This window comes from Spirosoma koreense (assembly GCF_054777875.1).
In genome coordinates this window covers 1,926,701-1,949,991 of record NZ_BAAHAC010000022.1, presented here as the reverse complement: position 1 = coordinate 1,949,991, position 23,291 = coordinate 1,926,701, and the positions used below count along the sequence as shown (strand labels likewise).

Here is a 23,291-nt window from a genome sequence, read left to right as displayed (position 1 = left end):
TTATACAGAAATGGTCTAAATACACCACATGAAACGTGGAGCGGGCAGCGTCTTATTAATTAACGTGTGGCGGTAGCCTGGTAAAAAATACTTAGCTCAAAGTCAGGCTATTCTGTGTAGTAATTCACTCTGGCAGGCGCTAGCTGGTACTTCAGAGCAGAAATGTGAAAAGGCCTATAAACGACGTACGATGTTAACAGCAGGTCTATCAGAAATCGATATCCGTCAGTTCGAAATCCTGCTTGACCCGGATCGTACCGTTCTCTTCAGTACCCGGCGCGTATACGATCCGTTCGGGCTGAAGGCCTTTCTGCACGTTACCGATGTCGCGTCGGTGATTGCCGTTGGTGTCGCTGATCAGCCGGACGCGGTATAAGCCCGGTTTCAGTCGGGCAAAGGTGTACGTTGGGGTATCGTAGGCTGTTCGCAGGACTTTGTACTTGTCGTCCAGCAACTCGATGATGTAGTTTTTTACGTTGGAGCCCAGTGCAGCCGTATTCACGCGCCCGGCAATCAGGCCATAGCTGTCTTCCTTAGCGATGGTGTACCGGGTCGAATAGCGGGGCAATGTATCGCCCTGTACGCTGATGAAAGCGCCCTTTTGCAGTCGGAACAGCAACGTATCGCGCAGGTTGGTTTTTTGTTTAATGACCAGCCGGGATAAGTTGTTGCTCCAGGTCAGGTCGGTCGGCGCCAGCTTGATTGGCTTCGTACTATCCGGACCGATCACGATCAGATCGGTATTGAAGCGGAAGATCGGTTTATTGAAAACCAGGGTAAATTCCAGGTTATTATCGATTGGCTCGGTGGCGGGTGGAGTCAGTTGCACCGAAAGCGGAGTCCGGTTCTTGGCTCTCGTTTTCAGCGGTGAAAAATAAACGCGCTCGCGCAGTTCGGTCACGTTGCCCACCGAATCTTCGGCCATGATGGTCAGGTGCAGTGTATCGTCGGCAGCCCGGTTGGCGGGTCGAAACAGCCGAATCATTTTGGGAGTTTCGAGAAAAGACACGATCGTATCGGTGGTCGATTTGGCCGTAGTGGATGCCGGAGCCGTTGGCGCTGGAACCGGCGTGGTTGTCGGCGTAGCAGTCGTGGAGACGGCTGTCGTCGACGTAGTTGGCGAGAATCGCCCGAAGCGGAGTTTGTAGCTGGCAATACCACTGCTCAGTTCGAGTCCGAGGGTTTCGTCGGTGCGCTCACGTCGGCTGATACGCGGTTTGCCCGAGCCCCGAAACGCCACCAGATTCACATCCGTATAGTTCCGATTCAGGTTCAGCACGCTGTCTCGAAACGCGACGCGTTCGCCCGGTGTGTTGTTCACCAGATTCAGATCTTTATCATCGAAGCCGTATACTTTATATTTTCCAGTTTTGATGTTCTCGATGCGGTAGTTGCCACTGCTGTCGGTTCGGGCAAAATACTGCGGGCGCTTCCGGTTGATCGGTAAGGTATCCGTCGGCGCAAACAACCCCACCACAAACCCCAGCAACGGCAGTCGGCTTTCGTCGTCCACTACGTTCCCGGTAATGTACAACGAATCGATCGTGGCCCCGGTACTGAAGACCACTTTCGTGTTTTTAGCCACGTTCCGTTCGGTAATGTCCTTGATGCCGTCGGCAAAATCGATGGTGTAGGTCGTGTTCGGTTGAAAGGGTTTGTTGAAGGTCAGGCGAACGCCTTCCGGCAGCGATTTCACCAGGTAGGTGTTGCTGTCCTGGGGCGTAATCGTGATTTTCTGCTGCAGATTCTCGCTGTTGACGTATTCATCGAACTCCAGCTCGACGGTCTTTCCTTTGTAGTTTAACTGCCGGGGAGCTGGCATACTACTGATCAGTTTCGGAGCCAGCGTATCTTTCTTGCCACCGGGTGGCTGGGCTACCTGCGCACAATTTTGGAGGAGAATTGGAAGAGCCAGCAAAAAACTTAAAACAATGTGGCGAAGCGTCATGTCATCAACAATAGAACTACAAAGGTAAACGTCCGTTCATCGATTACTGGTACCGATTGACATAAAATGGCTGGCTGCTTCGTTAGGTTGTATAGTAATTTAAGAAAATTTAAAGGTAATCTGTCCACAGGTGAGAATGTGCAGGCGAAATTTGGGCGTTTCGGTTACCTGATCTGGCGTATCAATCCCTAAGAATTATTCATGATCTGCACTCGTTTTTGTTTGTTGCTGGTACTGGTTGCTTCGTTAAGTGGGCTGACTGGCTGTTCCAGCTCGTCTGACCAGCTGGATGAGAAAATCAGCGATGCGCTGGAAGACAGCACCATCGATGTCGAAGAAGCCGATGCGCTTCGGGTGTTTGTCGGCCAGGAAAGCCAGGCACTCGGCAAGGATAAGAAAACGAAAGCGCTACTGACACCCGATGGCAAACTCGACGAGTCGGCGCTGGTGGCGTACATCAAACGCAACCGTATTTACCGCAAACTCGCCAAAGATGGCAAAAACCCGACGATCAACTTGTCGGGGGCAGCTGTCTCGACCAAACCGCTTCGCCTGAACCTGTATCTCGAAGCCAGCGGCAGCATGTTTCCCTACGACGCGCCGGGAGGCAATGGTGCCTTCAAACGAACCCTCAACGACGTGCTGACGGAGTTCGATGCGGTCAATCCAGGACAGGGAAAACTCTTCGTCGTCAACACCGAAGTCAATCCGCTGGGGTTATCGTTGCCCCAGTTCTTCAAGGAAAAAAACATCTTTACGGTTGCCAAAACGAAAGGTAAAACCACCAGCACCGACTTCGAGCGGATTTTTAGTGATATCCTCCGCAACACGTCCAGCGACGACCTGAGCATACTGGTCTCCGACCTGATCTACTCGGATGCCAACCTGACGGGCATGAGCGCGCAGAAAACCCTCGATGCCGCCAGCTCACTCCTGACAACGGTTTTCAATCCCTACGCCAACACCCATTCGATGCTGGTGATCAAGCTGGAAGCCGACTTCGACGGCACCTATTACAGTTGGAACAACGCGAAGAAAAAATACACGGGCCAACGCCCTTATTACCTTTGCCTGATCGGTCGCAACGAAACCCTGCAGCGGCTTTACCAGGACCCCGCCTACCAGACCATCCGGCGCTTCGACCAGTTGCCGGGCTTTGCCGACTCGTGGTTTTTCGGCCGCGACGCGAAAGCAACGACGCCGTTTTATACCGTACTGGTCAGCGACCCTGCCCGCAAAGGCCGCTTCAAGCGCTCCAACGAAGAAGTTCGCAGCCATGCCAAAGCGGTTCATGAGTTGACGGACGTACAGCCGGACGTTACGGACAAAAGCCTGACGATTCCCGTTGCGGTGGATCTATCGGCCCTGCGTGTACCAGCGTCGCTGCTCACCGATGCCAGTCAGTATGCGGTTTCCGGAAAAGATAATTTTCGGGTATCGGCGGTTCAGGCGTACACGGGTGCAAACGGAACCACGCACAAGCTCCTACTGACCACCGACAAACCCGCACGCGGTGAGCGTACGGCCACCATTCAGCTAAAGCGGCAGTTTCCACCTCGCTGGATCGCCAGCACCAATACCACCAACGATGCCTCACCCGATGCCAACTCTACATTCGGGCTGGAAAACCTGTTGCAGGGCGTCGAACGCGCTTACAATCCGAATAACCAAACCGAATATTTCACGTTAACTATCAAAATGGAGTGAAGAATTAAGAATAAAGAGTGAAGAATAATTTAATCAGCCGGAAAGGTATTCTTCACTCTTCATTCTTAATTCTTCACTTTTTTCACTCATGGAAGAATCCCTCTATAACTTCTACAACCTGTTCGTAAACGGCAATCTGCTCGAAGATCTGTATCAGGAAGAGCTGCTGTCACCTTTGACCTGGACGGCCATTGGCATTGCTTTCCTCGTTGCTTTTGCCTTTTACATCTGGCCTTTCAACAGGGTCAGTTTCAGCAGTATGGGGCACTGGTTACTGATGACGGGCATAAGCGCCTTGCTGCTGTTTATCATTGCGCTGGTTACCTGCTATCAGAAAGCCGGACAGGAAATTCCGCGCGACGAAGCCGATCCCGACCAGGGCACCCTCTTCGATCAGGGCATCAGCGTCTTTTTCAGTTACGCTTTCGAGATGGCGCTGCTGACCGCCCTGATCTTCTTTATCATCTCGATGATCATGAAAAACTTTAGTAAAAACGCAAAACACCAGCCAATGCTCTGGCCTTCGAAATAAATTTCAAAGTCGTCAGTTGCTAGTCGTCAGTCAAAAGTGGCTGACGACTAGCAACTGACGACTAGCGACTATTGACTCTTATGGCTAAACTATTTGTTTTTGCGATTGGCGGAACGGGCTCACGGGTGCTGAAAGCACTGACGTTCCTGCTGGCATCGGGCGTAAAGCTGAATAATACCGACGAGGTCATTCCCATCGTGCTCGACCCGCATGCGACCAACGACGACCTGCTGCGGACCAAAGACCTGCTGCGCGAATACGGCAACATCCGGGCGGGTCTGCAAACCAAGCCGACTTCGGGCTTCTTCGGTACCGAAATCAAAACCCTGAACCGGTCCATCGGCGGCAATGCAACCATTGCCGATACCTATGTTTTTGAATTACAAGGGGTTCAGCAGGAAAAATTCCGCGATTACATCAACTACGAAGGTCTGGACGGACCCAGTAAAGCATTTGCCAGCCTGCTGTTTTCGGAAGAAAACCTGGAAACCAAAATGGACATCGGTTTTGTCGGCAATCCGAACATCGGCAGTACGGTGCTGAATCAGTTTCGCTATTCGGATGTGTTTCAGGCCTTTGCAGAAAACTTCGGGGCCAACGACCGGATTTTCATCATCAGCTCCATTTTTGGGGGTACGGGTGCCGCTGGTTTTCCGATCCTGCTCAAAAATATCCGCGGGGCTCAGGCCATCGGCCAGATTCCGAACCCGGCTTTTTTGACCAACGCGAAAATCGGGGCCGTTACGGTCATGCCCTACTTCAGCCTGACCACCAACGAAAACAAACTCATCGATCCGGCTTCGTTTATCGCCAAAACTAAAGCCGCGCTGAATTATTACCAGAAAGGCGTCAATCCGTCGGTCAACGCGCTGTATTACATCGGCGACGACCAGACCAAGGCGTATACGTACGACCCCGGCGCGGGGGGGCAGAAGAACGAAGCGCATTTTGTGGAGCTGGCCTCGGCGCTGTCGATTGTCGATTTTATGAATACCGACGATGCGAGTCTGGCCGTCACCAACGGTCGTCCGACCAATCCGGTCTATAAAGAATTCGGCATCGAACAGGATGGCCTCAGCATTCAGTTGGGAAACCTGGCCGGAGCTACCAAACAACTCATCAGCCTGCCGCTGTCGAAGATGGCTTTGTTCAGCACATACCTCAGCCAGCGAATCCGACAGGCCGCAGGGACGGTGCAGTGGGCCAAAGCCAATCCCCAGATCTCGACTTCGTTTCTGAACTCGGGCTTTTTCAACAGCGTCAAAAATTTCGACGCAGCCTTTCGGCAGTGGCTGACCGAGATGCGCGAGAACAAGCGCTCCTTCGAACCGTTCCTACTCGACGCGGCTAACCTGGGCCATACCGTTCGCGGCTTCGAGCCGAAAAAGAAAGGACTATTCGGCGGAGAATCGGACGTCAAACTCGACATCGTCGACGATTTGGACCAGACGCTCAACAAAACCGCCGAAGGGAAAGCCTACGGCAGCGAAGCCGATAAATTTATCCAGTTATTCTCCGAAGGCACCGACCGCTTTGTCCGCGAAAAACTGCCCAAAGTGATGGATTACTAAACTATCAGTAGTAGTCATTTGATAGTCATTCAGTTATCATTCATGGTCATTTGCTTCCTCTCCAGTGGCGCGCAGCAAATGACCATGAATGACCAGAAATGACGCAAAGCCAATGACCACGAATGACCATGAACTATGCCAACAACATTCAGTTTACATAACCCAACACCCGGTCTGCACTGGTACGTCAGCAAACCGCTCGGTACCGACCAGATTGCCGCCATCCGCGATCCGCAAGGCGGGCAGACCAGCAAACAGCCTACCTCGATTCCAAGCCCGTTTGCCCGCATGGACCTGGTGCGGTCGGCTTTTCTGAACCTGGCTCTGCGGCCAGACCTCAGCGGCACCGTCAATGACCAGCGTATCGTATCCGACGCCCTCGACGTGGGTGAACTCTTTTTCAATTACGACAAGCTGAAGACCTACGTTACCATTACCCCTTTCGATATTCGTACCGATCTGGACCGGCTGCGGCAGTCGACCAGCATAGGTCACAAACGACTCGGCGATGCGTTGAAGCTATTTCTCGACCAGGATGCGCCTGAATACAATTTCGACGCGATCAACCGGCTGTTCGTACTGAACTACCGCGGGCGCGTAGTGGGTGGTACCTCGCCCAAAACCTTGTTCTTCAGCTCCGGAAATGATCTCAGCTGGGTCGATGTGTCGATGGGCAACGATCGGCTGTTCGACTCGTCGGTTTGTCCGCTGTACCAGCGTGACATCGAATACCAGAAATTCTGGTACGCCCTGAAGCAATTTATGCCGACCTTCCGCGACCGGTTCCGCGAAGTCGATGATTACCTGAACCGCAGCCGGGCGTTGCTGCAGCAGCATAACCCAACGCTGTTTTACGAACACATCGAATCGCACAACGGCCAGCCACTGCTCACGCGCGAAAAATTCGATCAGGATTTCGATGAGCTGACCACCGGTCCCGGCGATATTGTCGAAGTACTGGGGTTTCCGCTCCGAAAGAAAAAATCCGATGTCGGCGCGATCAGTCAGGTCAGCGATTTCATCATCAAGTCGGATAAATATGCCCGCCTGAACCCCGGTCAACCACGGCCGATGGCGTTGCAAAATCGCTTTTTCCGGCAGTTTACTTACGTGCCGCAAACCCAGTGGAACGCCAACACGCCGGTTCCCTACTACGTCCGCGAGCCGTGGCGAACCAATCAGCGGCCGTTGCCGGGGCAGCCGGGCAATTATCCGTGGCTGACGGTCAGCGACCTGCTGGAGCCGTACCTGATCCGGCTTCCGTTCCCCACCGATCGGGGGCGTTTCTTCGATGGAAACCTACAGACCCCCGCCACGGATAAGGGCTTTTTATTGCCACTTAAAAAGGACTTCTTCGATTTCTTCGACGTTGAGGATCTGTTTACGGGACGTGTTCGGCTGAAGATGGTACCACAGGGCAACGGCATCAACGTCACGCTCGACATTCCGGTAACCGCGCCCAACCAGCCGGGTAACCAGTTCGTTACGTTCGAACGGATGTATAGCCCGACTATTGGCAGTTCGACGGCCCCGAATGAACTGACGAACGAAGGAATTATCGTTGAAAATTCGTTCACGGTCAATGTTTACCCATTCGTGCGTTCGGGGGCTGTCACGGTACCTGCCGATTATCGGGTCGAGCTGATCGAATCGGGTTTCGACAGCCAGAATCAATACGAACTAACGTATTTCAAACAACCGGGCAACGCCCAGCTTACGCCCGAGTCGATTCATCAGCGCACAGTTCGCCAGCAAAATACCGACGGGTCGAGTGTGTACTATGTGCTGCGCGAAGAGTTCGACTACCTGCAAACGCACATCCGCGCCGATGGCCGCGACATGGACGGCCTGCTGATTCCGCGCTGGCAGTTGTACAACGGTGGTAGCAAGCAGTTTGCCTTTTCGGTGGATTTCGGCACCACCAATACCCACATCGAATACAGCGTAGACGGCGGCACGCCCCGCCCGTTCGACGTGGCCGAAACGACACCTCAGGTGGCAACGCTGGTGGCTCCACCCCAGTACAATCCCGCCCTCTTCGAGCTGTTTCTGCTGTACGATCTGGAGTTTGTACCTCCCACCATCGGCCCGGGCAAACCCGACAGTTTCCCGACGCGCACGGCCATTGCCGAACCGCTGAACCTGAGTTTCAATCAGCAAACACAGGCGCTGGCGGATTTCAACATTCCGTTCTACGTCGAGCGGCAACCGGCCGGCTCGAACCGGATTACGACAAACCTGAAATGGGCCAAAACCAGCGACCAAAACGAGCGCCGGGTCGAAGCGTTTCTGGAAGAGTTGCTGATGCTGATCAAAAACAAGGTTCTGACCGAAGGCGGAAATCTGTCGCAGACGACGGTATACTGGTTTTTTCCGGCCAGCATGACCCCCGGCCGCGTGAGTCAGCTTCGCTCCGACTGGCAGTCGCTCTACGATCGCTACATCGGCGGGCCAACCGGCAAGCTGAAAGAAGTATCGGAATCGGTGGCCCCGTTCTATTATTATAAACAAAATCCAACCCTGAGTGCATCGGCCCGGCCGGTGATCAACGTAGACATCGGTGGTGGCACCTCCGACGTGGTGGTTTACGAGCGTAACGAGCCCAAGCTGCTGACGTCGTTCCGGTTTGCGGGGAATGCCATTTACGGCGATGCGTTCAGCGAGTACGGCGCAGCCAGCCACAACGGTTTCGTCCGTAAATATGCCGACCGGATTCAGACGCTGCTGGAAAGCCAGAGCCTCGGCAACCTGAGCGATAATAACCGGCGAATTCTGGACACAAACCGCTCGGAAGACATCATGGCATTCTGGTTCTCGATCGAGCGGAGCAACGACGTAAAAGCCAAGAGTATGCTGTCGTTCAATGGGATGCTGGCGAAAGACGAAGATCTAAAAGTCGTTTTTGTGCTGTTTTATACCGCCCTGATTTATCACATTGCGCGGCTGATGAAACACAAAGGCATCGGCCTGCCGGGGGCAATTACGTTCAGTGGCACGGGCTCTAAAGTACTGACTATCATTAGCGCTGACGACCAGATGCTGGGCAAACTAGCCCGGACGATCTTCGAGAAAGTTTACGAACAAACCTACGATGCCAGCGGACTGACGCTGTTCTACGAACGCAAAGGCCCGAAAGAGGTGACCTGCAAAGGGGCACTGATGCAGCCCTCGAGCAGCCGTCCGGTCGATACCGAAGCCATCAGTTATGTGTATCCGGCTACCTTCAACGACGAATTTCCGACATTGACCTACGCCGACCTGCGCAAGCCCGACGTGATCGATTCGTTGCTGAAAGAAACCAACGCCTTCATCGATTTCTTCTTTGCGATCAATCAGCAGTTTAGCTTTGTCCGCAATCTGAACGTCTCGGCCCGGGCCCTGGTGGTGGCGCAGCAGGAGTTGCGAACCCATCTGGACACTTCGCTCATGGACGGGATTCAGCGGAAAGAAAGCGACGTAGCCGCCGAATACAGTGGCATGACCGATGCGCTGGGCGCTCCGATCGAGGAAACGTTGTTTTTCTACCCGCTCATCGGCGCCATCAATAAGCTGGCAAATGCCCTGGCGTAATACCGGGCCAAAGGCCCGGGCGTGTCTCTTAAATTAGCTAAGCACTCACAACCGGGTCAGCGGCCCGGTACTATAATGAAACGACTTACTTTTCTATCAATTATTGTCAGCGTAGCTGCCACCCGTACGTTGGCGCAGAGCGCCAATCAGGCGGCTGTCGATACGCTGACGAAAGAGGTAGCCAAAGCGGTGTTTGCGGGCATCAAGCAGCCCAAAGCGCAGGAGATCCATACCCAGTTGCTGAATTGCGGGGATGGCTGCGACCCACAGCAAATTATCCGGGCCGTGGGAAGCTGGGATCAGGTCGGCGCTAAAATGCAGGAACTGAGCGAACTGAAAGGCACTCAGGCGTTTCAGGCAATGGCTCCTGGCGAAGCGAATGCCGCCATCCGAAAACAACTCACCCGGTTTTATACGACTCACAGAGCCGAAAAGCCGTATAGTGTTCCCCTGAGTCCAACGGTTCAGGAACAGATTCTGGCGAAAATCGACAACCTGCTGCCGCCCGATGAAGCTCCCGGCGTAACACCGACTGCTACCGCTTCGCCAACGGCTACCCAGCCCGTCAGCGATGAAGAAACCGAGGTTTCAGACACGGCTCTTCAGATCAGTAAGCTGGAAATACAGGTACGAAAGGAACAGGAAAAACAATTCTGGATGATACTCGTCAGTGCGTTGGCGGGCTTGCTGGGGGGGGCAGCCGCCGTTTATTTTCTGCTATACCGGAAAGCGCAGGCAGAGGCCGTTCGGCTACGCAACGATAATTCGCAGCTGAGCCGCTCGCTCGACGCGGCCCGGCGCCCCAAGCCGACGAATGAGCCCCGGCAATCGCAGCAGGACGCTGGTCAGCAGGATGCCAACCGACAGAAAGCTAAAGCGTACGACGCTCTTCTGGCCGAATTAGGACCCAATGTCAATCCGCTCGAAGCGATCCGCCAGTTGAAAAGTCCAAAGACGGTTGTCTCTAAACCCGGAACCCGTTCGGGCGAGCCTTCCATTGAGACGGAATCTTCCCTCGAATCGGCCCTGGTTCAGTCCCAGGTACCGCCCGCGCCGATTCAGCCCTCACCCGAACCGTTGCCGACACCAGTCCGATCGGAGGTATTTTATTTTCCACCGCCCGATCCGAGCGGCCAGTTCGACCTGACGCAGAAGTCTGATATGCTCTCGCCCGAATCGGCCTACCGCTTCAGCGTCAGTGCCGACAACCCGGCAGTGGCTGCGTTCCGGTTCGAAGCCGACCCAGGCCGCGTCGCCCGGTTTATTACGTACCGGAACTACATGATCGAACCGGCCTGCGAGAGTGAAAATAGTTATACCCCCGCGCACACGCGCATTACCATGCGTCGGGATGGCGAGGCTGTGCTGGAAAACGGCGGCTGGCGCGTTAAAACAAAAGCCCTGATTCGTTACGAGTAAACCTGCTTACATCATGACACGCGCCCTATCCATAGCCCTGGTTTTCAGCAGCCTGTTTTATCTGTCCGGCTGTTCCGGCTGTTCGCGCTCGGGCGGTCACCAGCCGAAGCGTCCCAAACGCAGCAAGCCTGATTCGGCAAAAACAGAAGCGGTCCGGGCTCCATCGACAGCCGCTCAGCCGACGCTTAAACAAATCGGGTCGGGCCCTACCGAAGTAGCGATGGAAAAGCAGAATGGGGTTTTTAAGGTGCCCGTCATTGTCAATGGCGTACCGATGAAATTCATTCTGGACACCGGAGCCAGCCTGATTTCCATTTCGGCCACCGAAGCGGAATTCATGTACAAACAGGGGGCCATTACCGAAGCGGACATCGTGGGACAATCAAAGTTTCAGGATGCCAACGGCGACATCTCGCCGGGCGATGTCATCCGGCTCAAATCAGTACAGATCGGCGACCGGGTGCTGGAAAATGTAAACGCGAGCGTGGTGCGCAGTACCAAAGCCCCACTGCTGCTCGGCCAATCGGCTTTGTCGAAGTTTGGGAAAATTTCCGTGGATTATCGGCGGAATGTGGTGACGTTCGATTAATATTTGCTGTTACGATACTAATGGACTTGCCGCAACGCGGGTAAAAACCTGTGCTGCGGCAAGTTCAGGCTACGGCAAGTACTTCTTTTACTTCAGAATCACCGCCTTCTATGACAGAAACCGAACTGACCGACCGACTCCGCGAAGCCATCGTGCTGGATGGACCGGATATCTGGCGGACAAACGGCTATCTACAGGATGCTCAACAGGCTGGCCTCTCGCTGACGGACGCCTTAAAACGGGCGAACGACGTAAGTCTGGAGGTGAGTAACAACAGCCTTTTGTTTCAGAACATACAGGCACGCATTGCCCGACTGGCCCAACCCTCCCGCAGCCATCTGATCGATCAGGATCTGAATCAGATTGTCAATGCTGCTTCGTCCTTAAAACTGTCCCCCGACTTTGTCAAAAACCGCTGGATACCTACCGTTTTGCAGCGGCTGGCGGCAACTACGGCTCCCCCAAAACCGGAACCGCCCCTGGTCAACACACCTCCTGTGATGGCTCCGGTTACGAAACCGGATGAGTTCGAAAAATTAATCGACCCCACACCCGAACCACCAAAGCCCAGTCCGGTCGTCGAAGCGCCCAGGCCGACGGAACCGGTCGTTGTGACTCCACCCCCTGTTCAACCGGCGAAAGTCGAACTACCCAAACCGGCCCCGGAGCCAGCGCCGAAACTACCCGAAACCCCGCCCGTCGTCCGCTCGTTTACGGCCACTCCTGCGCGCGTCCGCAAGGGTCAGTCGGTAACCCTGGCGTGGGAAGTAGAGAATCTGCTGGCCGTTACGATCGACGATCTGGGCGAAGGGCTTTCGCCCATCAACCGGGGCTGGGTAACCCCCTCAAAAACGACCGATTACACTCTTTTCGACGCAAACGACAATCCCCTCAGCACGGTTCGGGTAGAAGTATACAAGCCCGACCGGAGCGGCATTTACGGGGTTCTGTTTGCGCTGGTCCTGCTGGCTATTATCTACTGGTTTATCAAAAGCGGCAACGACCAGGAGCCGGAACCCAAACCTAGGCGAAAAACAGAACAGACCACCGAACGGAAATCGACCAGTTTTAGGCAGCAGGAGCCGGAAAAAACAACCGAGGCATCGACGCCAGCCAATACGGATACACCCGAGGAAACAATGCCGGAACCGGAAACGACGCCTGCCAACCCTCCTAAAGCCGCCGAAAAACCGATGGTCGTTACCGCGCCACCCGATGAAAGCATAGCAACGACAGAGCCTGAGCAGAAACCGGCAACCCCTGCCGACGCTCGTCAGGGCAAATACAAAGAATATTTCGGCGACAAACCCTACGACAAAGTCGAACTAGGGGCCGACGAACGAGGCTGGCGACGCGCCCGTAGCCAGGGCCGCTGGGGATATGTCAATGAGGCTGATGAATGGGTCATTCAACCCGAATATGAAGCCGTAACCCCATTTCGGGGCAACACCGCAGCCGTTTTCCTGAACGGTCAGCTCATGAACATCAACCGCGCCGGCGAACAGGTGAGGAATTGAGGTGGGTAAGGGATTTGGGCAGAGGGTAAACGATCTGTCAACAACCCTCTGCCCCAACCTCTTATCCCCAGGCCCTTCCCCCTCCGCCCCTACAATCCCACCGTCACGCTCAGCTTCTGAAATGAGGTCCAGTAGCCGAAACTGGTCAGGCCAATGCCGTTGCCGGACAGCATTCGGAAGGCATAGGGGCTGGTACGAATTTCCTGTTCGTTGATGTAAAAGTGCAGGTATTCGCCCCGACGTTTGATGGTCAGCCGGTTGCGGTTTTTGTCGACCGGCACACCGGGTTTGAATGGCAGGCCGGGCATGTAATCCGTAAATGTCAGTCCATTGGCTACCCGTTTGATAGCTACCTCGCCCCGGCCATTGGTGGTAAAGGAGCAAAAGTTCAGTGAGTCTTTTACCCCGAACAATAAACCACCCGTTGGTACCTGCCCCGAATCGGCCAGCACATCCAGCTTGATCGTAAAGACTTCCGCCCGGTTCAGGTTGATCTCCTGCGGTAAATCGATCGCGGTATAGGCCAGCTTCGGGGTGCGTACGTTCCGCTTCCGGATACTATACGAGCCGAGTCCGATCTGGTAATGGTAATCCCCGATAGTACCGGCACGCCAGCGGTTGCGATTCGTCACGAAATCACCGGTAAACGCTGGTCTGTAATCCGACGAAGCACTCTTCCCGCCCGCACTGACGTCACTCCGTCCCGCTGCGGCTGGCGCCGACCGTCCCGTCGGGTCCGAAGCAGCTTTCAGCACGACGGGGTGCCAGGCGCTGGAAGCCGAATACACAAAAGGCTGGGGCGATGGGCTCACTACCTGCGCAACGCCGATTAGGCTACTAAGAAAACTCAGGCCAAATGCCAGCAACAGACGTTTACAGTGATCAGTCATTTCATTTTTCACTTAAGAGACTGTCTAAATTATTCAGAAAAAGCCAAAACAGCCTTTTTGTCATGCTGACAAAAACAGTCATCAACCAGAATTCCAGTCGGTCTTTAAAACGAGTACCGAACCACCGCCGTTGGTTGCCCGGCCTGAAGTCCAGGGCGCAGGCTTACAGGGCTCTCCTGCCGCGCTTCCCGCTGCAACCGGCTGTTACGCACCCCCTTCATGAAAGTCAGGATCACATCGGCCGCAGCTACGACCAGCGCTCCACGAGTCGCCAGGATGTACGTGTGGTGGTGATTGTTGGCCGACTGGTAATACGGTTCAGCATCCTTCGCGTTCTTCTGCTGCTCGTAGATCGTGTACTCGTCGCGCGATTTCCGGCGTTCACTCAGGCCATAGATCAGGAGCCCATAACAGCCTACGGTTACTAACGGTCGTAAGCCAATTTTCGGTCTGGGCATCTGTACAAACATGTTGCCAACGCCCGGTGCCACCGCCGACAGCAGCGCCCAGGCCGGCCCGGCATACCGCCTTTTCACCGCACTTTCCGGCGTAGAAGCCGACTGACCAGGATTTGTCATGGCAGGCGGAACGGCGTCTTCAGATTTAGCGGGTGCGGGGTTGGTGGTCGTCACATTGGGCTTATCGGCGATTACCGGAGTCGAAGGGGCTGGCCGGTCGGTTGCCAGACTGGCTTTTACCAGGACCGTCGCCCGGATGTCTTCGTTCAGGGAATAGCCATTGGCCAGCGCATCCCAGACGATCCGACGGTCGTTGCCCGCCGTAACCCGCCTGCCAACATCCCCACGGATGTATTCCGGCAGCAGCCGCAGTTCGCCCCGCAGCCGACTTTCCATGGCGACATAAACGGAATCGCCGGGGCGTGCATTGATCAGATCGTACCGAACTTCGATTTGGGCGGAGTCTAGTACCCGTATCCGAACATTCTGCACACGATCCTGCGCCCAGGCCGCTGCGAAAGCCGGTAATATCGAACAAATGGTGAGAAGAAGGCGCATGATTCAGTTAATTGCGAACGGTAATCTGGCGGGTTGTCGTGAATTTGTCGTCGCACGAGTTGGCGATGACGAGCGTAATGGTATACGTTCCCGCTTTGTCGTACGTGTAGGTTACACGCGTTCCGGTGCGGCCGACGCCTTTGCCGTCGCCGGGGTCCCAGCCGACGGCGCCAATATCGCCCTGGGGGTTATCCAGAAAAAAGGTGACGTCCAGCGTACCGGCGGAGTAGCCAATGCTGGCAGACGGTTTGGCACAAACCGGAAACGTTTTTTTGGTCAGGTCGAAAGGTTCGCAGGCTACGGTCGTCAGCACGATCCAGACACCCAGGCAACGTTTTAGCATAGTGATCCGAGGAACCTTAGCAAGATAAACAATACTTACACATGAAAACCAGTCTATACGGTAGGTTACCGGCCTGATTTTGGACAGCCATCCAGGTTTCGCTATCATAAACCAACATTTTTTGTAAATTTAACTAGTCAGACAGAAAGGTCTTACCACCTACTTATTATGCGCGGGTCCGCAAAAACCAAAGATGAATTAGTGGCCGAAAGTCAACGGCTTCAGCACGAACGCGACGGCATCGCCGTTTCCGATGGTTTATCGACCTTCGACGTTCGGCAGACGGTCGATCAACTGAATCTGGTTGGTCTGACCATCGAACGAAATGGTATCCTGACGTACGTCAACCCTTATACTTACCGGGTAACGGCCTGGCAACCAGATGACATCATCGGTAAAAATTTTTTTGAAGCGCTCATTACACCCGCCGACCGGTCCCGGCTCGAAGTGGACTTCGACGAGGCCATTACCAAAGGGGGTTTCTTCGAACAGAAAGAAATCAACCTGCTGACCCGCAGTGGAGCTTTCCGGAGTGTACAGCTCAATTCGGTGATCGTAAACGAGTCGGATGGCCATGTCAGCTCATTTACGGTCATCGGCGAAGACGTTACCAACAAACGGCGCGTTGCTTCGGCGCTATCGAATACCAATGCGCAGTTGCAGGATCTGGTCGACAACACCTCCGATTTGATCCAGTTGCTGACCCTCGACGGCAAGTTTATCTTCGTGAACCGGGCCTGGCGGGAAGCGCTCGGGTATAGCTCCGAAGAAATTTCGGCCCTGAACCTGCGCGATGTCCTGCATCCTGACTACGCCGAGAGCACCTTGGGCATGCTACACCGCATTCAGGAAGGCGACAAATTACCGTATGTGGAGACAGTGTTTCGGACGAAGGCCGGGAAAACGATTTTTCTGTCGGGGAGCGTCAACTGCCGGTTCGATAACGGCCGGCCGACGGCTTTCCGGTGCATCATGCACGATACGACGGGCCGAATCCGGGCTGAAAAATCGCAGAAGCTGTATTACAGCATTGCCAACTGGACCATCAACGCGCCGAACCTCGACGAACTGTACCACAAAATTCATGAAGAACTCGGCCATATTATCGACGCCCGAAACTTCTTCATTGCCCTCTACGACTCGAGCAAAACGTATCTGTCGTTTCCCTACTACGTAGATGAGTATTTCGGCAGCAACATGCGCTTCACGAAGCGAAAGCTGGGAAATGGTATTATCGAATACACGATTCTGGCCAACAAACCCTTGTTTCTGTACGAGAAAGACATTCGTCAGCTGGCCGACCAGCACCTGATCGATTTATACGGGCTACGTCAGCCGCAGGTGATGCTGACCGCTCCGCTCCGCATCGGCGATGAAATTACGGGGATTATTGGCGTCAAGTCGTATGACAACGCCCAGACTTACGGTCCCCGCGATCTGGAACTGCTGGAATTTATTTCGGGGCAGGTGGCGCTGGCCATCGCCCGCAAACAGTCGGAGGTTCGGCTCGACAAGCAGAACGCCCGGCTGAATGCAATTTTCGACAGCAGCACGTACCTGATCTGGTCGGTGAATCGAGCCCTGCAACTGACTTCGTTCAACAAAAATTACGCCCGACTGATCGAATATCAGTTGAACGAAACCCCAACCATTTATACCAGTGCCCCCGACCTGGGCTGGCGCATGATCGGAGCCGACAACCGAAAGCGGCTGGAAGAAAAATACCGGCAGGCCTTTCGGGGGCAACCACAGAACTTCGAACTGCATTTTGAAACCAACCGGGGTGAAACCTACCTCGAATTCCACCTTAACCCGATTTTGCTGGCGGGCGGGGTGATCGATGAGGTGTCGGGGATTGCCCGCGATATCACCAACCGCCGACGCGCCGAAATTGCTACGCGGCAAAGCGAAGAAAAATTCCGGGGCATTTTTGAAAACCTCCAGGACATTTACGCCCGCGTCGACCGCCAGGGACGAATCACGATGATCAGCCCGTCGGTTTTCAAGCGGATGGGCTACACACCCGACGAAGTGCTGGGTCACGAAATTACCCAGTTTTTCATCGACAAGAACGCCATCCGTCGTGCCATGTTCAAGCTGGGCCGAAACCGCAGCCTGCGGAATTTCGAGGCTAGCATGCGCCGGAAAGACGGCACCGAACGGCAGTACATGTTCAACATGCTGATGCTGGACGACGACGCGAGCAGCGGCTCGGTGGTGGCTGTACTGGCCCGCGACATTACCGAGCTAAAACGCCAGTCGGCCGAATTGCAGAAAGCCAAAGACGAAGCCGAACGGTCACTGAAGGTAAAAGAACAGTTTCTGGCCAACATGAGCCACGAAATCCGGACGCCCATGAACGGCATCATCGGCATGATCGATTTGCTGAACGATACGCAACTGGACGACGAACAGCGCAGCTATGTCCGCACTGTCAAGCGCTCGTCGGAAACCCTGCTGAACATTCTGAACGACATTCTCGATCTTTCCAAAATCGAAGCCGGGAAGATGGTGCTGCACGAATCGCCGGTGGCGCTGAAGGAAATCTTCGAGAAACTCATTGCCCTCTTCGGTCAGCAGGCCAATTCGAAAAACAATGAGCTGACCTACCACATCGGTCCCGATCTGCCCACCTTCGTCATTGCCGACCAGACCCGTCTGCTGCAGGTGCTGGCGAACATGACCTCGAATGCCATCAAATTCACCGAAAACGGAACGATCCGGGTAGAGGTGTCGCTGATCAGCAAACGCGGCAAATTCAACCGCATCCGAATCGCCGTCCGGGATTCGGGGATCGGCATCTCCCCCGAAAACATCAACCTGCTGTTTAATTCGTTCAGCCAGGTCGATAACTCATCCCGGAAGTCGTTTGGCGGCACGGGCCTTGGCCTGGCCATCTCGAAAGAACTGGCGCACCTGATGAAAGGAGACGTGGGCGTTGAGTCGCAAGTAGGAACGGGCAGCACCTTCTGGTTCACAGTGGAACTGAAAGAAACGGCGATCAGCCCGACGCAGCAGGCAACGGAAGTAGCTGAAATTGCACTGGCGAACTTCTTCAACACGTACCACCCGAACGTACTGCTGGTCGACGACAACGCCGTCAATCGCAAAGTAGCCAGCGAGATTCTGCGCCGGGCGGGCTGTATCGTCACTACCGCCGACAGCGGCCCGGCGGCTATTCGCGCGGTGGAGGAACGGGTAGAGGGCTCGGGGCAGAGGGTAGAGAGTACTACCCCCATGCCCTCTGCCCCAGGCCCTTTACCGCCCTTCGATGTTATTTTCATGGATATCCAGATGCCCGATATGGATGGTGTTGAAACCACCCGCCACCTGCGCGAAAAATTCGGCAAAACCCTGCCGGTCATCGTCGCCATGACGGCCTATTCCATGAAGGAAGACCGAGAACGGTTTATCAGTCAGGGCCTGGACGACTACATCGCCAAACCCATACGGGCGCAAAGCCTGGTGGCCAAGGTTAAGGAGATCTCAGACGCTAGCCGGGCTAAACAAGCAACGACTCCGAACCCACCTACTCAAGCGGTTACGTCGGCTCCCGAACCATCGCTGCCGATCATCGACGCCGAAATTGTAAGTCAGTTACGCGATATTGGGGGTCAGGAGCTGGTCGACAGCATCATGGAAGAGTTTGTTACGGAAGCCATGGAGCTGGTCAACGGATCTACCTCCGCTTACGCGCTGGGTGATATCCCTACCGTAAAAAGTCACCTGCACACCCTCAAAGGCAGCGCCGGAACCATCGGAGTTGCCCGCGTGGCCGACATCGCCCGAACGGCCGAAGGTAAGCTGAAGGTAAACGATACCAGTGGGTTGTCGGAAGCCCTGCAGGCACTGGAAAAAGCGTTCGCCGAATTCCAGACAGAATGGAAGAATTACGTTTCCTAACCCCCGTCTTATTACGGTGAGCGGCACCGGGGCCAGGATGCGCAGGAAAGACCATAAATCAGAAAAGGCGACAAGTGATTTGTCGCCTTTTCTGATTTATGAGAACTGTACAATCCGGTTTTGTGTCCCTAATGCTGTGCTGTTCAGCGCAAACTTCCGTTCGCTCCAGTGGGGCTACTGGCAGACATTTTCGATTTCAGCCGCATCGGTGTCGGCGGTAAACTGGAACTACGAATCCGGCGAGCCACCTATTCTGATCAGCTACAGGTTAGCATCCTCGCGGCTATTGAAGGTATCCCCCTGCTTGATATCACCTGTTTTGAATCCTTTCGAAAACCAGTACACCCGCTGGGCAGAAGTGCCATGTGTAAACGCGTCAGGAACGACAGTACCCTGGGTTTCCTGCTGAATCCGGTCATCACCGATGGCATTCGCAGCCGTAATGGCGCTTTCGATATCGTTTTTATCGAGTTGAATGCTTTGTCCCTGGGCATGATGTGCCCACACCCCCGCCAGAAAGTCGGCCTGCAGTTCGAGCCGAACCGAGAGTCGGTTCTGATCGCGCTCACCCATCCGCTCCCGGAGCTGATCGACCTTGTCCATAATGCCCATTTGTTTCTGCACATGGTGACCAATTTCGTGGGCAATCACGTAAGCCATCGCAAACTCGCCGGGGGCGTTAAACCGCTCCCGCAGGTCATCGTAGAACGAAAGATCGATGTATACTTTCTGGTCTAATGGGCAGTAAAAAGGGCCCATCGCCTTTTGGGCCGTTCCGCACCCCGACTGGGTTACTCCGCGAAACATAACCAGCGTGGGTTTCTGATACTGATCTCCCTGATCGGCAAATAGCTTGGTCCAGACATCTTCGGTGCTGGCCAGGGTTTTTCGGGTAAACGCAGCGGCTCCATCGTCGGCCTGTGGCCCGGCGGGTGCCTGCGAAGTAGCCGGATCAGAAGATCCCTGATTTAGGATTTCCGACGGATCGCCACCTAACAGCATGACAATTACGGCAATGACGACCGAGCCGATCCCCCCGCCAACCAGCAGTCCACCTCCACCGCTTCCCCGGCGGTCGTCGACATTATCACTTTCACGTCCTCCAATCCAACGCATGATCTTCTCAGTTTATAAATGGTGAATGATTCAAGACTTTGCTGGCAAGATTACTGTTTCTGTGGCTAAAATGTTTACGACAGGGTAATTTTCACCGGGGCTTGGCGCGCTCATACTGCACAGGCCAGGGCAAGTCGTCGCCTAGTTCCCGGGCCGCGTGCAGCGCAAAATACGGGTCACGCAAAAACTCACGTGCCATCAGGATCAAATCGGCCTGGCCGCTCGCCAGAATCGATTCCGCCTGTTCGGCCGAGGTAATCAGTCCAACAGCCGCTGTTGGCATACCGGCTTCCTGACGAATACGCTCCGCAAACGGAACCTGGTAGCCCGGACTTACCGGAATTTTAGCATGCGCTACATTGCCGCCCGTCGAGCAGTCGATCAAGTCTACGTTTTTGTCTTTCAGTAGTAGTGCCAGCGCAATCGAGTCTTCAATGGTCCAGCCGCCTTCGGTCCAGTCGGTTGCCGAAATCCGGACAAACAAGGGTAGGTTTTCCGGCCATACCGCCCGAATACGGTCGACCACTTCGAGCAGCAGCCGGATGCGGTTGTCGAACGAGCCACCGTACGTATCAGTCCGCTGATTGCTCAACGGGGACAGAAACTGGTGCAGTAAATAGCCGTGAGCAGCATGAATTTCGATGAGCTGGAAGCCTGCGTCCAGCGCCCGTTGGGCGGCCTGTTGAAAATCGGTCAGTACTTTTTCGATTCCGTCGGCGGTTAATGCCCGTGGTGAGGGGCTGTCGGCCTGAAAAGGAATAGCACTGGGCGCTACGGTTTGCCAGCCCCGCGGCTCGGTCGGAGCAATAACTTTCCCTCCGTCCCAGGGGCGCTGGTGGCTGGCTTTACGACCCGCATGCGCTAACTGCACGCCAGCAACGGTGCCCTGCTGCCGGATAAACTGAGTAATCCGCTTCAGGCCGTCGATGTGTTCGTCTTTCCAGATACCCAGATCGTCGGGAGAGATACGGCCTTCGGGCGATACGGCCGTTGCTTCGGTAATGATCAGGCCAGCGCCACCAACAGCCCGGCTCCCCAGATGAACCAGGTGCCAGTCGTTGGCAAATCCATCTTCACTGGAATATTGGCACATGGGTGAAACAACAAGGCGGTTTCTGAGCGAAAGGCTACGCAACGGTAGCGGAGAAAATAGCGTCGACATGAAAAGCTAATTAGGTTGTATACCCCGTAAACATTCGGGAAGGCAAGGCCGTTTATTTTAACTAAACAAAACCTCAACGATTATGGCCAGTGATTCGAAGATTGATCGACGCGACGATGTCAAACCGACAGAAGGCGAGCATAAATACGGTGACGTTGAATTTGCCGACCGGACCAATAAAAAATACCCAATCGATACCCCTGAGCACGTTCGGGCAGCCTGGAATTATATTAATCACAAGGACAATGCTGCCAAGTACGACGCGGATGAAGTCGATGTGATCAAAGACCGGATCAGGAAAGCCGCGAAGAAACACGATGTGACTATTGACGCCGATTGATGCGTCTCAATTGCGCAATATGCTGAATCATCGCTATCGGCGGACCGGTCGGGACGACAGACCGTGCCTGTACTGCCCTTACTCCGACGGTTACCAATAACTCCCATTAAATAAGCAAAAACGCCCAACCTATACTAGTCGGGCGTTTTTGCTTATGGGTAGTCAATAGCCTACAGCTTCTCTTTCACGGCTTTGACGTCTTTGCTGGCTTCATCTTTAATCAGCTCACCCGTCTTTTTATACTGTTCTTTGCGGGCAGCCTTGAGCGCTTCTTTGTCGCCCCGCGCTTTTGCTTCCCTGCGGGCTTCCTTATTCAGTTTCAGCGCATCTTTATCGGCTTCTACCTGAGCTTTTGCCGCTGCCGTTTCGGCTTTTTTCTTCAGTTTGCTGGCATCCTGCGCCTGAGCGTTAGTTAATCCCAGAGCGAGGACGGCTATAACAACGAGTACTTTTTTCATAATCGGTCTGGACCTGAGTCCGTTTGTGTTAGTAAATGAAACGTTTCGTATGAAACGGCATTTAGACTCGGTCAGGTTATAAAGTAACGATTAGAATTGGCAGCATCCCGTCGAAGCCAGTTGCTTAGCCAGGGATTTCATTATTTCGTTCGGCGGCTTCGTTCGTCAGGTGGGTTACCACCGATTCCGACAGGCGGGTTTCGCTGTCTTTGCCCAATGCCCGTTGGGTGCCAATACCACCCGGATCAGGCAGAGCCTGACTGGCGATGGCCATAACTTCGGCAATCAGGTTTGGCGCTACCCCCTGAAGTGCCACCCCGAATTTGGCCGGGAAGGTAATCACCCGCTCGGCCTCCCCGAACCGGCAAGCCTCAATTACTTCGCGAGCGCTGCTGGTAGAGTCCATCGTCAGCCCCGGCAGCGAGTCACTGATTTTGAAGACTGTATATTCTTTCTCGTTCTGGCCTTTAAAGTAAGCATTACGTGGGCTACCTGTGCGCATCAGCCCCGGACAAACGGTAGTTACGTAAATATTTTCTTCGAGCAGTTCGGCCCGTAAGCCTTCGGAATAACCCACCAGCGCAAATTTACTGGCCGAGTATGGGAGCAGATGGGGTACGGATAATTTACCCCCAATAGACGCAATGTTCACGATACGCCCCCGGAAAGTATCTTCTTTTTGCCGAGCCAGCATCTGGGGCAACACCGCATTGATAAAATGGAAACTTGCCCAGAAGTGCGTATCCATCGCTTCCCGAAAATCCTCTTCTGTCGCGTGTACATAGGGCGTCACCATGATCACCCCCGCGTTATTGATGAGCACATCGACGGGTCCGATGGCCTGCCGCACATTCTCGACAAAATGCTCGATCTGATTTTTGTCCGTAATGTCACAGGGCTGTGTATAGACCGAAATCCCGAACGACTGCAGTTCGGTTCTGGCGCGGTCCAGTTCGTCTTCGTCGCGGGCACAGAGAGCGAGATTCGCCCCTTCCTGCGCCAGCAGACGAGCCATTTCGAGCCCTAGCCCGCGCGAGCCGCCGGTAATAAGGACCGTCTTGCCCCGAAAATCAATCTTACGTTTCTGGGCCAGGAATGCTTTCGTGGCCGCCCACGCGCCCAGGCCGGCCAGGCCCCAGAGCACTGCTTTTGTTTGAATGGAAACCCCCATGGTCAGTTCATATCGTTGAACTAAAATAACCGCTGTTTT

At 54.5% G+C, this 23,291-nt stretch carries 17 protein-coding genes; 9 read left to right on the top strand and 8 right to left on the bottom strand.

What is annotated here, in order from left to right:
* Positions 1 to 208: 208 nt before the first annotated feature.
* Complete coding sequence (locus ACYVC2_RS21515; RefSeq protein WP_461105584.1) at positions 209 to 1,948, bottom strand: Ig-like domain-containing domain; 1,740 nt, start codon at positions 1,946 to 1,948, stop codon at positions 209 to 211.
* A gap of 201 nt (positions 1,949 to 2,149) precedes the next feature.
* Here ACYVC2_RS21515 and ACYVC2_RS21510 point away from each other — a divergent pair, with 201 nt between their 5' ends.
* From ACYVC2_RS21510 to ACYVC2_RS21480, 7 genes are all read left to right on the top strand, one after another.
* Positions 2,150 to 3,655, top strand: coding sequence for a hypothetical protein (locus ACYVC2_RS21510; RefSeq protein ID WP_461105582.1), 1,506 nt, complete (start codon positions 2,150 to 2,152; stop codon positions 3,653 to 3,655).
* An 88-nt stretch (positions 3,656 to 3,743) separates the two neighbouring features.
* Positions 3,744 to 4,187: a hypothetical protein gene (locus ACYVC2_RS21505; RefSeq protein ID WP_461105580.1), complete on the top strand. Its 444-nt coding sequence runs from the start codon at positions 3,744 to 3,746 to the stop codon at positions 4,185 to 4,187.
* 80 nt (positions 4,188 to 4,267) lie between these two features.
* Complete coding sequence (locus ACYVC2_RS21500) at positions 4,268 to 5,758, top strand: hypothetical protein (protein WP_461105578.1); 1,491 nt, start codon at positions 4,268 to 4,270, stop codon at positions 5,756 to 5,758.
* A 135-nt stretch (positions 5,759 to 5,893) separates the two neighbouring features.
* Positions 5,894 to 9,328, top strand: a complete 3,435-nt coding sequence (locus tag ACYVC2_RS21495) for a hypothetical protein (protein ID WP_461105576.1) — start codon at positions 5,894 to 5,896, stop codon at positions 9,326 to 9,328.
* A gap of 75 nt (positions 9,329 to 9,403) precedes the next feature.
* Positions 9,404 to 10,747 carry a hypothetical protein gene (locus ACYVC2_RS21490; protein WP_461105574.1) on the top strand — a complete coding sequence of 448 codons (1,344 nt, stop codon included), beginning with the start codon at positions 9,404 to 9,406 and terminating at the stop codon, positions 10,745 to 10,747.
* A gap of 13 nt (positions 10,748 to 10,760) precedes the next feature.
* A complete protein-coding gene (locus tag ACYVC2_RS21485; RefSeq protein WP_461105572.1) occupies positions 10,761 to 11,336 on the top strand; it encodes a retropepsin-like aspartic protease family protein in 576 nt (191 codons plus the stop codon).
* Positions 11,337 to 11,446: 110 nt separating this feature from the next.
* On the top strand, positions 11,447 to 12,853 hold the full coding sequence (locus tag ACYVC2_RS21480; RefSeq protein WP_461105570.1) for a WG repeat-containing protein: 1,407 nt from the start codon (positions 11,447 to 11,449) through the stop codon (positions 12,851 to 12,853).
* An 89-nt stretch (positions 12,854 to 12,942) separates the two neighbouring features.
* On the opposite strand, the gene ACYVC2_RS21475 is transcribed toward ACYVC2_RS21480, so the two are convergent.
* The 3 genes from ACYVC2_RS21475 to ACYVC2_RS21465 form a co-directional block, all read right to left on the bottom strand.
* Positions 12,943 to 13,743, bottom strand: coding sequence for a hypothetical protein (locus tag ACYVC2_RS21475; RefSeq protein ID WP_461105568.1), 801 nt, complete (start codon positions 13,741 to 13,743; stop codon positions 12,943 to 12,945).
* Between the two features lie 104 nt (positions 13,744 to 13,847).
* Positions 13,848 to 14,759: a hypothetical protein gene (locus tag ACYVC2_RS21470; RefSeq protein ID WP_461105566.1), complete on the bottom strand. Its 912-nt coding sequence runs from the start codon at positions 14,757 to 14,759 to the stop codon at positions 13,848 to 13,850.
* A 7-nt stretch (positions 14,760 to 14,766) separates the two neighbouring features.
* Complete coding sequence (locus tag ACYVC2_RS21465) at positions 14,767 to 15,102, bottom strand: PKD domain-containing protein (protein WP_461105564.1); 336 nt, start codon at positions 15,100 to 15,102, stop codon at positions 14,767 to 14,769.
* 168 nt (positions 15,103 to 15,270) lie between these two features.
* On the opposite strand from ACYVC2_RS21465, the gene ACYVC2_RS21460 reads away from it, so the two are divergent.
* On the top strand, positions 15,271 to 19,005 hold the full coding sequence (locus tag ACYVC2_RS21460) for a PAS domain S-box protein (protein WP_461105562.1): 3,735 nt from the start codon (positions 15,271 to 15,273) through the stop codon (positions 19,003 to 19,005).
* 261 nt (positions 19,006 to 19,266) lie between these two features.
* Here ACYVC2_RS21460 and ypfJ read toward each other — a convergent pair whose 3' ends face one another.
* Together ypfJ and namA are read right to left on the bottom strand one after the other, a co-directional pair.
* A complete protein-coding gene (ypfJ, locus tag ACYVC2_RS21455) occupies positions 19,267 to 20,121 on the bottom strand; it encodes a KPN_02809 family neutral zinc metallopeptidase (RefSeq protein ID WP_461105560.1) in 855 nt (284 codons plus the stop codon).
* A gap of 91 nt (positions 20,122 to 20,212) precedes the next feature.
* On the bottom strand, positions 20,213 to 21,283 hold the full coding sequence (namA, locus tag ACYVC2_RS21450) for an NADPH dehydrogenase NamA (RefSeq protein WP_461105558.1): 1,071 nt from the start codon (positions 21,281 to 21,283) through the stop codon (positions 20,213 to 20,215).
* Between the two features lie 82 nt (positions 21,284 to 21,365).
* Here namA and ACYVC2_RS21445 point away from each other — a divergent pair, with 82 nt between their 5' ends.
* Complete coding sequence (locus ACYVC2_RS21445; protein WP_461105556.1) at positions 21,366 to 21,623, top strand: DUF6582 domain-containing protein; 258 nt, start codon at positions 21,366 to 21,368, stop codon at positions 21,621 to 21,623.
* A gap of 170 nt (positions 21,624 to 21,793) precedes the next feature.
* Here ACYVC2_RS21445 and ACYVC2_RS21440 read toward each other — a convergent pair whose 3' ends face one another.
* Both ACYVC2_RS21440 and ACYVC2_RS21435 read right to left on the bottom strand, forming a co-directional pair.
* Positions 21,794 to 22,081 (bottom strand): hypothetical protein, encoded by a 288-nt coding sequence (locus tag ACYVC2_RS21440; RefSeq protein WP_461105554.1) that lies wholly within the window; start codon positions 22,079 to 22,081, stop codon positions 21,794 to 21,796.
* 124 nt (positions 22,082 to 22,205) lie between these two features.
* Positions 22,206 to 23,252: an SDR family NAD(P)-dependent oxidoreductase gene (locus ACYVC2_RS21435; RefSeq protein WP_461105552.1), complete on the bottom strand. Its 1,047-nt coding sequence runs from the start codon at positions 23,250 to 23,252 to the stop codon at positions 22,206 to 22,208.
* Between the last annotated feature and the right edge of the window lie 39 nt (positions 23,253 to 23,291).